This is a genomic window from Helicobacter sp. 11S02596-1 (genome assembly GCF_002272825.1).
Classification (GTDB): domain Bacteria; phylum Campylobacterota; class Campylobacteria; order Campylobacterales; family Helicobacteraceae; genus Helicobacter_J.
The window spans coordinates 15,490-29,550 of record NZ_MLAM01000003.1 but is presented as its reverse complement, the minus strand read 5'-3'; the positions used below and the strand labels follow the sequence as shown (position 1 = coordinate 29,550).

Genomic DNA, 14,061 nt, shown 5'->3' with positions numbered 1-14,061 from the left:
TTCATAAAAAATCAGATTGCTTTAAGGGGTTCTTGAACCGATGAGAATTATTTTCTTGGCATTGGGTGTAGTATTGTTGGGCGGTTGTTCGATTTGGAGTATCTTTGAGGGCAAGATTGCTCGGACGGATTGGCAGATACAAAAAATCGTTGTTGATGGTAAAGAATATCTTTCACCCCAAGCTCTCAAAGCCCAAGCAATCCAAGATATGCAAGCCAAGCAAGATAAGCAGACCAAAGAAGATGGGCTAAATCAAGAAAATACGCCTACAGATTCGTTGGGGAGTGATTTGAATAATAGTGATTTAAATAACAGCGACTTAAATAATGTTGCCGAAAATACCGCTTTGCCAGAATCTCAAGAAGAATCTCAAAACTCTATGCAAGCCACACCAGAATCAGAAAAACAAACATCAGAAGAAGATTTTTTGAATATCAGCGAGACAGCAACGATGATTTTTGATCAATCCCAGCACCGCATTTATGGGATTGCGGGTTGTAATAATTATTTTGCCAGCTATACGTGGAAAGATAGCGATCATCTTGAAATTGGCAATGCTGGGATGACAAGGAAGCTTTGCCATCCTGATGCGTTGATGAGCTTTGAATTTCGCTTGATGAGGAATTTTAGCGGGCTATTTGATGTCAAAAGAGACAAAAACTCAATGGTGTTGGATAATGGAAAAATGCAGATATATCTCCAATGAATACGATTGCTGAAATCCTTTGCTCGGATTTTCAAAGCAAAGGATCAAGATTTTTGGGTTTTTTGATCCCACGCAAGCTGTTTGATACCACGCTAAAAGAATTGAAAGATTCCCACCCTAAGGCTGTTCATTTTGTCTATGCGTATCGATTTGTCCAGGGCAATCAAATTGATGAGCGTTTTAGCGATGATAATGAGCCTAGAGGCAGTGCAGGGATGCCTGTTTTGAATGTTTTGCGTGGGGAGGATTTGGTCGATGTGGCGATGGTGGTGGTGCGTTATTTTGGGGGCGTGCTTTTGGGCGTTGGGGGATTGGTGAGGGCTTATAGCAAAAGCGTGCTTTTGTGCGTGGAGTTGGGTAAAAAAAATGGCACAATCTTTCCTTTTGAGTTTTGCAAAAGTATTGTTTTGGAATGCCCGTATGGATTGCTTGGCAGGGTGGAATATCTGGCAAAACAGCTTGCAATTACGCTAGAAAAAGAAGACTTTTTGGAAAAAACGATTAAAATAAAGCTTTTTGGAAATCTAAAAAATATCGATACGTTTTTGGGCATATACGAGCAAGATTTGAAATTTAGGAGTTGAAAATGGAATTTTTAAGCCAATATTATTTATGGATCAAGGCATTTCACGTGGTCGCTTTTGTCTCTTGGATGGCAATGCTTTTTTATCTGCCTCGTCTTTTTGTGTATCACGCTGAAAATATCCAAGCCCAGCAATATGTCGCAATTGCCAAGATTCAAGAAAGCAAGCTTTATAGTTTTATCGGCCAGCCTGCAATGATTTTTACGCTACTAACGGGGCTATTGATGTTGGGTGCCAATCCCGGGCTATTTGCTACAGGGGGATGGCTACATACGAAGTTGTTATTTGTCGCTATTTTATTGGTATATCATTTTTTGTGTGGGCATTATCTCAAAGCTTTTGCGCGTGGGACGTGCAAAAAGAGCGGGAAATTTTTTAGGGTTTTCAATGAAGTCCCGACATTGTGTTTGATCGTGATTGCGATTTGTGCGGTTACAAAATCGTTTTAGGAGGGATAATGGCAAAATTATGGGGCGGTAGATTTGGCAAGGAAAGCAGCTCGTTACTTGATCGGTTCAACGCATCGATTGGATTTGACCAACAGCTTTGGAAATATGACATTGAGGGTTCAAAGATTCACGCCAAAATGCTACTTTCTATCGGCGTTTTAGATGATAAGGAATATGCTGCGATTATAAGCGGGCTTGAACGCATTGCGAGCCAGATTGAAGCCGGTGCATTTGCGTTTAAGATTTCAGATGAAGATATCCATATGTCTATTGAAGCAGCCCTCACTGATCTCATCGGCGAGGCGGGCAAAAAGCTCCATACCGCCAGAAGTAGGAACGATCAAGTTGCGCTGGATTTTAGGATGTATGTGCTAGAACACAATCAAATCATTCGGGGCAAAATTCTTTGCTTGATGGAGACAATCCTTGAGATTGCTCGCTTGCATACCGAGACGATAATGCCCGGGATGACCCATCTCCAGCACGCCCAACCTATCAATTTTGGCTTCCATTTGGTCGCTTGGTGTGCGAATTTCAAACGTGATGTGGAGCGTTTGAGCGCTAGCTATGAACGCAATAATTTTTTGCCACTAGGGGTTGGTGCGATGGCAGGCACGCCTTATGGGAATGATCGGGAGATGATGGCAAAAGCGCTAGGATTTCAAGCCCCCACGCTCAATGCAATGGATACCGTGAGTGAGCGGGATTTTGCACTGGATTTGCTTTATGATATTGCAATGCTATTGATGCATATTTCACGGGTAGCTGAAGAACTCGTGCTTTGGAGTAGCTATGAGTTCAAATTCATCACGCTTTCAGATAGCTATTCTACGGGAAGTTCGATTATGCCTCAAAAGAAAAATCCCGATGTCCCCGAGCTTTTGCGTGGCAAAAGTGGGCGGACTTTTGGGAATTTGATGGCACTTTTGAGCGTGATGAAAGGCTTGCCTTTAGCTTACAACAAAGACACACAAGAAGACAAAGAGGGCGTGTTTGACAGCGTGAATACGGCATTGATTTCTTTGGATATTTTACAAGCAGTGCTATCTACGATGCATATCCATCCAGAAAATATGCTAAAAATGGCTAAAATTGGGCATTTGACAGCGACAGATTTGGCGGATTTTTTGGTAAGAAAACACAAACTCCCTTTTAGAGAGGCACACCATCTTACCGGCAAAATCGTCGCATTTGCTGAGGAAAAAGGCATAGATATTAGCGAGCTAGAAGAAGAGGATATTTTCAAGGTCGCTTCTTTGGAGATGGCAGGCGTCAAAGATGTTTTGGATCTCAAAGCTTCGATGAATGCGCGCGATAGCTTTGGGGGGACATCAAGCAATCAGACAGCCCAGCAAATCGCCATCCTTTCAAAATGGCTAGAAAAAACCCGCCAACTAGAGGGGTGCAAAAAATTAGAGGGGTGCGAAATTGGATAAGCAACAACAAATCATTGAGATGTTTGATAAAATCGCCCCAACATATGATAGTGCCAATCGTATTTTGAGCTTAGGGATTGATGTGGCTTGGCGAAAAGAGGCGTGCAAAAAGGCTTTTGAATTTGCTAGGTGCGAGGGCGGGGCGATGATTTTAGATGTGGCTTGCGGGACAGGGGATATGATAATCCATTGGCGTAAAAATGCTACTAAATTTGGCAAGCCAATCAAAAAAATCATTGGTATTGACCCTTCAGAGGGGATGCTTGAGGTTGCTAAAAAGAAGTTGGAAAATTATTTGTGCGACCAAAAATCAAAAAATAAAGAACCAAACGATGGAGAATCGCCCGCCCAAAAATCAAATGATGAAAAATCCTGCGATAAAAAGGTTGAGCTATATTTGGGCGAAGCTAAGAATCTTCATATGATAGATTCTGGCAGTATGGATATTATTTCCATCGCCTATGGGCTCAGAAATGTCGTAGATGTTAGCGAGGCATTGAATGAGTTTGGGCGGGTTTTGAAGAAAGATGGGATTTTGGTTGTGCTTGAATTTACAAAAAAAGAAAAAGAGAATTTTTTAGATAAAATAACGGGTATCTATACAAAAAAAATACTCCCTTTAATTGGAGGACTTGTATCGAGAAATTATAAGGCTTACCGATATTTACCTGATTCTATCGGTGGATTTTTGAGTGCGAGAAAACTCAAAGAAGAATTAAATAAAGTTGGGATTGAAACGCGATTTATTAAGTCTTATAGCGCAGGGATTTCAACCCTATTGATTGGAATAAAACGATGATAAATGATAAAAGTTTTTTAAAAAATTTTCTAGCGCTTTCAGAGCCTCTCACTTGGGGGGTGTTGCTGGCTTTGGGGATTTGTTTTTATCTATTATGGGTATTGCAGAAAAAAGATTTTAGTTTTTCTGTGAGGATGTTGGTAGCACTGGTGATAGGGGTTGGCTTTGGTGTCGCAATTCAGGCGATGGCAGGCTTTCCTGAACATAATGAGTTGCAACATATCGCTTGGTTATCTGAAGTAAAAATCTGGTTTAGTTTTTTTGGTAAAGCATTTGTGGGATTTATCAAAATGCTTGTCATCCCGATTATCTTGTTTTCGATGATTCGAGTGATTTTGCGCATTGATAATGGTATCAATCTCGCCTCACTTTTGAGCCGTTCGCTTTTTTGGCTTTTATTTACGACAGCGATTGCTGCGAGTTTGGGGATTGCTTTGGCTGTGGGTTTTGGTCTGGGAGAAAATGCTAGCGTTTATCGTGGCGATGCTGTAATTCGTGATGTCAAGACATTTGCAGATGTTTTATTGGGGCTGATCCCTAGCAACCCGATTGTGGCGATGAATACTGATAACATCGTTGGTGTGGTGATTTTGACATTTTTTGTTGGTTTTGGTGCGAGGAGTGTGGCAAAGACTGCGAAATTCCAAAATGCTTGTAAGACTTTTTCTGATTTGATTGAGGCGGGTTATCAAATCGTGATGGTAATGACATTGTTTGTGATCCGTTTTATGCCTTATGCGGTGGTTTGTTTGATGACAAACACACTGATTTCCAATGGTTTTGGGGCGATCAAAGATGCGATGTTGTTTGTGGGATTGATTTATCTGGCAATGGCGATAATGATGGTGATCCATTTGATTTTGGTCGCAATTCACGGGCTAAATCCTTGGATATATTTTAAAAAATGCCTTGATATTTGGTTGATTGCATTTACGAGCAGGTCATCGGTGGCAATGCTTCCTTTGACGATTTCAACACTCACAAATCGCTTGGGCGTGAATGCGGGAACCGCGAATTTTACAGCTTCTTTGGGGAGCACAGCAGGGCTGAATGGCTGTGCGGGCTATTTTCCGGCAATGACAGCGGTATTTGTTGCCCATTTATTGGGCGTGCCGATTGATTTTAGTTTTATGGTGATGGTCGTTGTCGTTGCTGTTTTAGGCTCTTTGGGGATTACTGGGATTCCCGGAGTTGCTACGATGGCAGCTTCGATTATGCTTGCTGGGATTGGATTTGGTGAGTATTTTGGTCTGCTTGCGATTGTCCTTGCTATCGATCCGATTTTGGATATGGCACGCACGCTTAGCAATGTCTCTGGGGCGATGACTTCTGCAGTTTGTGCGGACAAGGAGCTTGGCACGCTTGATAAAAAGATTTATAATGCCTAAATAAAAAATTTGCAAGAATTGCCATAGGAGTGCGAATGGAAGAAGTCAGTTTTGAAACACGGGTGGAAAAAGCCAAGGAGATTCTTGGAAAGCTCAATACTCAAAATCTAAGCCTTAAAGAGGGGTTGGAACTCTATAAAGAGGGGATGGGCGAACTTGAATCTGCACAGAAAATGCTAGAACAAGCCAAACTAGAGTATCAAGAACTTAAAAATAATCATACACAAAACAAGGAAAAAGAATGAATCTCGCTATTTTCCAACTCCCCTCATTACCTCTAAAAGAAGATAAACTTTCTTCCTACCTCAAAGCCATCAAAAAAGGTTCGGTGGTGGTGCTAGGTGAGTATGTTTTGAATCTTTTTTTTCACGAAATCAGCAATGCCCCCAAGGATATCATCAACAAAACCACCCAAAGCAAGCTCGCTGAACTCACTAAGCTGGCAAAAAAATATGACTTGATTGTTGTTGTCCCTGTGCTGTGCGGGGATGAAAAAAAAATTTATAAAAAAATAGCCATTCTTGATGGCAAAAAAATTGACTTTTATACCCAACAAAAATTGATCAACTATGAAGATTGGGACGAAGAAGCGTTTTTTGGAAATCCCAAGACAAGGGCATTTAAACTCCCTTATTTGTTTGAAAAAGAAGGCTTGCGATTTGCTGTTTTGTTTGGTTTTGAATTGCATTTTGATGAAATCTGGCTAAAGATGAAAAATGCGGGTGTGGATGTGGTGCTTTTATGCACGGCTTCTACATTTGAATCCAATCAACGCTGGCGGGATCTGTGCAAAGCAAGGGCGTTTTTTAATTCCTGTGTGGTGGTGCGGGCAAATCGTATCGGGGAAACGACCTATCAAGGGCATACCTGGAAATTTTATGGCGATAGCTTTATTGCCCTGCCTAATGGAAAAATCGAAGATAGCTTGGGCGATAAAGAAGAGGTTTTGTGCGCAGAAATAGAAAAAAGCCAGATTGAAGAATTTGTCAAAGAATGGAAATTTCGAGAAAACAAGCCCGAAAAAACTCCCTCTGTCTAGGGGTTTAAAAAATTTGGGTATAATCCTTTTTCTTTAAAGAAAAATCACCTCTCCAATCATCCTAGCAAATAAGGGAAGTTATGTCTGCGAAAGTAATCAATCAAGAATTAGAAAATTTATTTAAAGAAGCCGAAAGTGGTTTTGTATCCTACGAAAAGATAGCCCAGATACTGCAAAAAGCACCCACGAATGCCCAGATAAAAAAAATCAGAGAATTATCCCAGAAGCATAAACGCACGCTTTTGAGTTCTTCGGAATTGGCAAAAAAGCTCAATACCAGAGATGAAATCAAGCTCGCTGAAGAAAAAAGAAAGATTTTAGATGAAGAGCTTGAAGATGAATTTGATTTTATGAAAGAGCGCGAACTTTTAGAATGGAGCAGGAGCGATAGCCCTGTAAGGATGTATCTTCGAGAAATGGGGCAAATTGCTCTTTTGACAAAAGAAGAAGAAATCGAGTTGAGTAAGCAAATTGAATTGGGTGAAAATACGATTTTGGATGCGATTTGTTCTGTGCCTTATTTGATTGATTTTATTTATGATTACAAAGACGCATTGATCAATCGCGAAAGGCGGGTCAAGGAGCTTTTTAAGAGCTTTGATGATGATAATGATGAGGGTGATGAAAGCGAAGATGAAGAGGAAGATGGGGGTGATGAGGAAGAAAGCGAAGCTAAAAAACCCATTTCCAAAAAGGACCAAAAGCGTGTCGAAAAAGTTTTAGAAAGTTTTAAAGCCCTTGATAAGGCAAAAAAAGATTGGCTGAAAGTCTTAGATATCCCCGCTGATCCCAAAGAAGATGAGTTGATCTCTATCCTCACATTGGCGCATAAAAAGCAGGTTTTAAAAGACAGATTGCTCGATCTAGGGCCTACAAGCAAGCTCATCAATGAACTCGTGCGGGCGATGGAAAATACCCTAAAAAGTGGCGATGGTTTTGAAAGAGAACTCAAAAGACTTGAATACAAGCTCCCACTTTTCAATGATATATTGATCGAAAATCACCAGCGTATCCTGGAAAATATCACGAATATGTCTCGAGAAGATATTATTGCTGCAGTCCCTGAAACCACGATGGTGAGCGTTTATGTCGAACTCAAAAAGCTTTTTCAAACCAAAGAGGCTAGCGAAGATGGCTTCAATCTCAAGCCTGAGAAACTCAAAGAGATTTTGGAGCAAATCAAACGGGGCAAATCCATTTCAGACAAAGCCAAAAACAAGATGGCAAAGTCGAATCTACGGCTCGTGGTGAGTATCGCCAAACGATACACAAATCGGGGATTGCCGTTTTTGGATTTGATCCAAGAGGGCAATATCGGGCTGATGAAAGCAGTCGATAAATTTGAATACAAAAAAGGTTTCAAATTTTCTACGTATGCGACTTGGTGGATCAGGCAGGCGATTTCACGGGCGATTGCCGATCAGGCTCGAACGATCCGCATCCCGATCCATATGATTGAAACCATCAATCGTATCCATAAGATTATGCGTAAATACGTGCAAGAAAATGGCAAAGAACCCGATGTGGAAGTCATCGCCCAAGAGGTCGGCTTGCCGATTGATAAGGTCAAAAATGTTATCAAGATCACCAAAGAACCCATTAGTCTGGAAGCACCCATCGGCAATGATGATGATGGCAAGTTTGGTGATTTTGTCGAAGACAAAAATTCGATGGGTCCGATGGATTATATTATGAAAGAAGATCTCAAAGTTCAGATTGATGAAGTCCTCGACCAGCTCAATGACAGAGAAAAGGCGGTTATTAGGATGCGTTTTGGTCTTTTGGACGATGAGAGTGATCGGACGCTTGAAGAAATTGGCAAAGAGTTGAATGTAACCAGAGAGCGGGTCAGGCAGATAGAATCGAGTGCGATCAAAAAGCTCAAGCACCCCAAGGTTGGCAGGAAGCTTAAGAATTACATCGAAGAATGAAAGTAAAGAATATTTTTTCTCATCCTCTTTCTTACCATTGGGTGATTTTTGTTTTTTCAGTCATTTTGGTTGGTTTTTATAACGATGTTTTTTGGCTAAAGATTTATTCCTACGTGCAAAATGATGGAAACAGCGATTATTCTTTGATGGTTGTTTTATTTTTTGCCTATGTTTTTATCATCGCCTTGGCGATTGAATTACTTAGTATGCGTGCGATTGTTAAATGGGTGATTGGCATTTTGATAGCCATTGCTGGGGTGAGCCAGTATTATATGCAATCACTTGATATCACCATCAATAATATGGTGATTGAAAGCTTGTTGCATACGAATGCGACTGAAGTTAAGGATTTTTTGACAATAGGCTTGCTTTGGTCCTTGTTGCTTTATGTGGTATTGCCGATTGGCTTGCTCTGCTGTATCCAGCTAAAACCAGCGCCAACTTTTTTGCGCGGTAGTTATGCAAAAATCGGTATCATCGCTTTATACTTGCTCATCATAGCTAGTCTGTATCTCTGGAGGGGGGGGGGCTATCGTTTTTGCTTTCAAGAGTTCGAAGTCGATCATTTATGCTACCAACCCGATTGCCCCGATCCGTTCTGCTATTCATTTGGTTTCAGAAACACTCAAGCCCGCGCCACATTTTGTTAATGTCGGGCTAGATGCGAGGCTGAAACCAACGCATACCCAGCCCAAAATATTTGTTTTGGTGATTGGGGAGAGTGCGCGGGCTGCGAATTTTTCTCTGAATGGGTATGTGCGGGATACAAACCCCTATATGGCGAAATTAGACACGCTGGTAAATTTCACAAACTTTTATTCTTGTGGGGTTATCACAGCGATTTCTATCCCGTGTATGCTCACAAACTACACCCATCAGACATATAAAAGCAGGAATCAATCGCTTTATATCGATAATATTTTGGATATTGCCCAAAGGGCGGGTTACCAGACGTATTGGATTAGTAATAATGGCGGGGGCTGTATGGGCGATGTGTGTGCTAGGATTGGCAATGTGAGTTATTATAACGATGGTCGGCTTGATGGGGCGATGCTCCCAGAAATTGAGGGGCTTATCAAGAATGCGAAGCGGGATTTGTTTATCGTGGTGAATCTCCACGGGAGCCACGGGGCGAGTTATTATGAGCGATACCCGAAAGATTTTGAGATTTTCTCTCCGGTTTGTCGTGATAAAGAACTTCAAAAATGTTCGCACCAAAGCATTGTCAATGCTTATGATAATTCATTGGTTTATACGGATTATTTTTTGTATCAGATTGTTTTGGCGTTGGATAAAAACAAAAAATCTTCTGTAGGGATGTGGTATTTGAGCGATCACGGCGAAAGTCTTGGGGAGTATGGGCAGTATATGCACGGGGGTTTGCCCTATGCGCTTTCGCCTGATGTTCAAAAACATATTCCTTCGATGATTTGGCTGGGAAGGGGATTTGAGAAAGATTACAAAAAACTATTGGCAAACAAAGACAAGCCTTTGAATCAAGATTATCTTTTTGATACGCTCCTTGATTTGCTTGACATTCAAACCAAAGACTATCAAAAAGAACTTGATATTGCCAATCAATAGGGAGTTTAGTCTTTTTGATTTCTCATAATAGTAGGGATATCAAGGTCTCTCTCCCTAAAATCTTCGCCCCCGCTAACAATGCGGATAGCATCAAGAGAAATCTGGGACATCAAATGCGGGGGTTCATTTTTTTCTTTGGCTTCATCATTGATGATTTCTTTTTCAAAACCCGTGGCGATGATGGTTACCCTGACCTGATCGATAGGAAAATCTGGGCTTGTATGTGTCCCAAAGCAAATTTTGGCTTCTTCGCTGGCAGCTTCTTCGATAAGGCTCATTGCCTCGTTGATTTCTAGTATGGGATAATCAGGGTGGATTTCAAAATTTACCAAAACACCCATCGCACCATTGATAGAGAGATTGTCAAATAATGGGGATTCGATAGCTTTTCTGACTGCTTCAAGCGCAGAAGCTTCGCCATTGACCTCTCCTGTTCCCATCAAGGCAAGACCTTTATAGCTCATAACACTTTTTAAGTCAGCAAAATCGAGATTGATGTCAGTAGCCCCGTGATTGAGAATGACACCTGAAATGCCATTGACAGCCCGTGCGAGGACATTATCTACTTCTTTGAAGCTCTCTTTGAGACCTGCATTTTTGCTGATAACAGAGAGAAGTTTTTCATTGGGGATCACTACGATGGTATCGCTGGTTTTTTTGAGTTCTTTCAGCCCTTCTTCTGCTGATTTTGCACGGCTTTTGCCCTCAAATTTGAATGGCTTAGTAACAACAGAAATCGCCAATGCCCCCACTTCCTTGGCAGCTTGGGCGATGATGGGGGCTGCTCCTGTGCCTGTGCCACCGCCAAGACCTGCAGAGATAAAGACAATATCAGAATCGCTCAGGACTTCTTTGATATGATCAAAGCTTTCTTGGGCTGCTTGCATACCGACTTCTGGATGCCCTCCTGCTCCTAATCCTTTGGTGAGCTTTTCGCCGAGTTTGATTTTGATACGGGCAGGCGATGTTTCTAGATGTTGGTTATCGGTATTGGCAGCGACTAGTGTGATGTCTTTGTGTGTCCCGGTTGCGATGAGGTGGGCAATCATATTGGAACCGCCACCGCCCACGCCCACCGCAGTAATCTTTGCACCGCTGGTTGTATGGATTTCTTGTATATCTATTTTAATATTTTCATTTGCCATTCTCTCGCCTTTCTTAAAATAACTTCGACGCCAATCGTGTGAAAAAATTGGTCACTTTATTGCTTTTTGTGTCATTGATATCAGCAATTATATCTTTTTTTTGAACTTTATGGTCATTTTTTATGATCTCTTCTTTAAGATTTGTGAGATCTGCTCCTATGAAACTTCGTTGTTGGGAGTAGGATGGACTCGGTTCGCTATTGACTTTATCCTTTTTGTATCGGATGTTTTTCTCAGAATCTTTTTCGTAATTGGTATATTTTCCTGCTCCATACCAAATCAGACCGATCGCTACGGAGCTTGAAGGGTCTTTGAGTTCTTCAAAAAAGCCCATTGTTTCAATCGGTTTGGCAATCCTGATAGGCATTCTTTGAAAGATCGCCCCAGCAATATCCCGGATGCCTGTCATATTGATCATCCCTCCGGTGAGGACGACACCAGCTCCGAGCTGGTCTTTTAGACCGCTCCTGATAACGGATTTTGCCAAAATGCTAAGGGTTTCTACCACCCGTGAATGGATGACATTTTGGGCGGTTTCTAGCAGGATAAAATGTTTGGTGTCATCTGTCCCAATTGATGGGACTTCGATTCTTTGGGGGGTTTCTTCTGTAGGAGAAAGGTTGCCGTATTGGATTTTTACCGCTTCAGCTGCTGCGATATGGGTGTTTAGCACCATCGCCAAATCGCTGGTGATATGATGAGAACCCACACCCAAAAAGTCGTTGTATTTCATTGAGTTGCCCTCATAAATCATCAATTCGCACGTGCTCCCGCCAATATCAATACACGCCACACCGAGTTCTTTTTCATCATCACTCAAAACAGCAATAGATGCTGCATATGCCGACAATACGACATTTTCAATCTCAACACCAGCAAGACGCACGGATTTTTTGAGGTTTTCCAAGCTGGTGCGCTGTGCGGTTACAATATGCACGAAGACTTCTAGCCTTGCCCCATTCATCCCCATCGGGTCTTCGATGAAGTCTTGATCATCGAGTTTGAATTTATAAGGAAGAACGTGAATAACCTCGTATTCAGAGGGGATGGAGGCATTGTATAGGGCAGTTTCTAAAACACGGCTAATCTCTTTGATACCGATTTCGCTGCTTGGGATATTGACCACGCCGGAGCTATTGATACTTTTGGTATAAGCCCCAGAAATCGAAACAATGGCTTTATTGACATTGTCAAGCCCTGCCATTCGCTTCGCATCGGCAATGGAATTTTTGATAGCCCGGCTTGCGAGTTCAATATTGACAATCACGCCTTTTTTGATACCCTGGGATTTTTGCGTGCCAGTTCCGATAATCTGAGGGACACCATCTCTTACTTCAGCGATGATGGAGCAAATTTTGCTGGAACCTATATCGACTCCCAGAATTGTATGACTCAAATTTGCCTCCTAGTTTTTAATATCTTTTGATAGTGTATTGTCGCCTGAGATGATCAATGAGGGTTTGATCAAGATAATTGGTTTTGAGATTTTCTGTTATATTTTGCATTAAACTTTTATCGCTTTCTTGTAGCTTATTTTTGAAATCTTGTTGGGTTATCCGATACAAAATGGCTTTATCGTTGATGATAGCAAAATTTGACTTTTTGTTGCTAGCAAAAATTTGTGCGATAAGTTCGGATGTCTCTTTTTCGTCTAAGCCTTCGATTTTGCCTTTAAAATTTGGATATACAAATCCAATATTTTTGCCTGTGAATGTCTCGAGTTTATTTTGCGCTTCAATCTTTAGAAGTTGGATTTTTTTTGTCGCCTCAAGTTCGCTCAAAGCTTGCGATTTGGCTGCTTCAAAATCCTTTGGTTGGGCGTCTTTTTTGCCAATGAGTTTGATAACAATATACCCATCTTGATAGACTTGAGGCTTTAGCGTATCATTGATTTTGGCTTTTTGGAGTTCTTGCATTACTTCTGGTGGGTATCGATTGTCTGAAAATGTTTGGCTTTGGAAGTTTTTTGCCTCACCTTTTTTAAGCTTGAGATATTCTTGAAGCGCTTGAGATTGGGCTTTTTGCATTTGGACATCTTTTTGGATTTTTTCTTTTGCGCTCTGGAAGCTTTCTAGCTCGCCTTTATCATTGAGATAAAGGCTTTTATTTTGCTTGTATTGCTCTTCTAGTTCTATAGGAGTAACAGGTTGTGTATTTGAGCCTACAAATATGGACTGAATGTCAAACTCAGCGGGTTTTTGATACTTATTTTTGTTTTGTTCCCAGAATGTTTTGAGTTCTGTTTGCGGGATATTGGGGTGGATGGTTTTGGTGGTTAAGATGGCGATTTCGATTTTATCTTCAAGCTCAAATCCAGAAGAAACTGCGGACAATTCCAGAGGCGTGATAGTTTTAGGGAGTAGGGCAGTGATTTTTTGCAATAAAAGGGCATTTCTAACATTTTCTTCAAAATCTGATGGGCGGTAGCGGTTTTCTTGCAAGAGGGTTTTGTATCGATTTTCATCAAAATGCCCATTATCTTGGAATGCCTCATTCTGCGTGATTTCATCGATAACTTCGGTATCTTCTACCTGCAATCCCAAATCCAGAGCAAAGTTTCTAAGCAGTGCTTGATTGATGAGGAAATTGAGTGCGGCATTTTCAAGCCCCATCGCTTGAGCGTCCTCTTGGCTAAAATTATCGATAGCTTGAGCATATATTTCATAAAATCTGCGGTATTCTTGCTCGAGTTCTTGCCTAGAAATGGTTATTTTACCGACTTTAGCGACGCTATCTCCTGAAATAGAAAAATTGTATTGACCCCAGCCGATCATCCCTGCGGCTATGAATGCGATGGTGCTGATCCATATTGTGATAACAAGATATTTTTTGTGTTTTTGCATCCACTCTATCATCTGTTTGATAATTCCCTAAGTATAATTTTTGTCAAAATGTTTATCATTTTGGATCTAAAATCTTAAAAAAATATAACATAATATCAAAAAATATTATATCTTTCTTCCAAAGATTCATTAATGCGGTGGATTATACTTAAAAATG

At 41.1% G+C, this 14,061-nt stretch carries 14 protein-coding genes; 11 read left to right on the top strand and 3 right to left on the bottom strand.

The annotated features are described in order from the left end of the window. Positions 1 to 40 precede the first annotated feature (40 nt). The 11 genes from BJI48_RS02615 (at position 41) to BJI48_RS02565 (ending at position 9,916) form a co-directional block, all read left to right on the top strand. Positions 41 to 706, top strand: a complete 666-nt coding sequence (locus BJI48_RS02615; RefSeq protein ID WP_095331600.1) for an META domain-containing protein — start codon at positions 41 to 43, stop codon at positions 704 to 706. Next, a complete protein-coding gene (locus tag BJI48_RS02610) occupies positions 703 to 1,290 on the top strand; it encodes a YigZ family protein (RefSeq protein ID WP_095331598.1) in 588 nt (195 codons plus the stop codon). The genes BJI48_RS02615 and BJI48_RS02610 overlap by 4 nt, the downstream gene beginning before the upstream one ends. Before the next feature lie 2 nt (positions 1,291 to 1,292). Continuing rightward, complete coding sequence (gene hemJ / locus BJI48_RS02605) at positions 1,293 to 1,739, top strand: protoporphyrinogen oxidase HemJ (RefSeq protein ID WP_095331596.1); 447 nt, start codon at positions 1,293 to 1,295, stop codon at positions 1,737 to 1,739. 8 nt (positions 1,740 to 1,747) lie between these two features. Then, entirely contained in the window at positions 1,748 to 3,175 is a 1,428-nt protein-coding gene (argH, locus tag BJI48_RS02600) for an argininosuccinate lyase (RefSeq protein ID WP_095331594.1), read from the top strand. Further along, the gene (locus BJI48_RS02595; protein WP_095331592.1) at positions 3,168 to 3,974 is read left to right on the top strand and encodes a class I SAM-dependent methyltransferase; all 807 of its coding nucleotides are present in this window, start codon (positions 3,168 to 3,170) and stop codon (positions 3,972 to 3,974) included. Before argH ends, BJI48_RS02595 begins: the two co-directional genes overlap by 8 nt. Next, the gene (locus BJI48_RS02590) at positions 3,971 to 5,362 is read left to right on the top strand and encodes a cation:dicarboxylase symporter family transporter (protein WP_095331590.1); all 1,392 of its coding nucleotides are present in this window, start codon (positions 3,971 to 3,973) and stop codon (positions 5,360 to 5,362) included. Before BJI48_RS02595 ends, BJI48_RS02590 begins: the two co-directional genes overlap by 4 nt. A 35-nt stretch (positions 5,363 to 5,397) precedes the next feature. Further along, the gene (xseB, locus tag BJI48_RS02585; protein ID WP_095331588.1) at positions 5,398 to 5,607 is read left to right on the top strand and encodes an exodeoxyribonuclease VII small subunit; all 210 of its coding nucleotides are present in this window, start codon (positions 5,398 to 5,400) and stop codon (positions 5,605 to 5,607) included. Beyond that, entirely contained in the window at positions 5,604 to 6,401 is a 798-nt protein-coding gene (locus BJI48_RS02580) for a carbon-nitrogen hydrolase family protein (protein WP_095331586.1), read from the top strand. The genes xseB and BJI48_RS02580 overlap by 4 nt, the downstream gene beginning before the upstream one ends. A gap of 80 nt (positions 6,402 to 6,481) precedes the next feature. Then, positions 6,482 to 8,332, top strand: coding sequence for an RNA polymerase sigma factor RpoD (gene rpoD, locus BJI48_RS02575; protein WP_095331584.1), 1,851 nt, complete (start codon positions 6,482 to 6,484; stop codon positions 8,330 to 8,332). After that, positions 8,329 to 8,982, top strand: coding sequence for a phosphoethanolamine transferase domain-containing protein (locus BJI48_RS02570; RefSeq protein WP_095331582.1), 654 nt, complete (start codon positions 8,329 to 8,331; stop codon positions 8,980 to 8,982). The genes rpoD and BJI48_RS02570 overlap by 4 nt, the downstream gene beginning before the upstream one ends. Beyond that, positions 8,942 to 9,916 (top strand): sulfatase-like hydrolase/transferase, encoded by a 975-nt coding sequence (locus tag BJI48_RS02565; RefSeq protein ID WP_180763023.1) that lies wholly within the window; start codon positions 8,942 to 8,944, stop codon positions 9,914 to 9,916. Before BJI48_RS02570 ends, BJI48_RS02565 begins: the two co-directional genes overlap by 41 nt. 5 nt (positions 9,917 to 9,921) lie before the next feature. On the opposite strand, the gene ftsZ is transcribed toward BJI48_RS02565, so the two are convergent. Genes ftsZ through BJI48_RS02550 form a run of 3 tightly spaced genes read right to left on the bottom strand, consistent with a single transcriptional unit; the run spans position 9,922 to position 13,916 of the window. Further along, the gene (gene ftsZ, locus BJI48_RS02560) at positions 9,922 to 11,061 is read right to left on the bottom strand and encodes a cell division protein FtsZ (protein ID WP_095331578.1); all 1,140 of its coding nucleotides are present in this window, start codon (positions 11,059 to 11,061) and stop codon (positions 9,922 to 9,924) included. A 13-nt stretch (positions 11,062 to 11,074) separates the two neighbouring features. Further along, a complete protein-coding gene (ftsA, locus tag BJI48_RS02555; protein WP_095331576.1) occupies positions 11,075 to 12,457 on the bottom strand; it encodes a cell division protein FtsA in 1,383 nt (460 codons plus the stop codon). 16 nt (positions 12,458 to 12,473) lie between these two features. Beyond that, positions 12,474 to 13,916: a peptidylprolyl isomerase gene (locus BJI48_RS02550; protein ID WP_095331574.1), complete on the bottom strand. Its 1,443-nt coding sequence runs from the start codon at positions 13,914 to 13,916 to the stop codon at positions 12,474 to 12,476. Between the last annotated feature and the right edge of the window lie 145 nt (positions 13,917 to 14,061).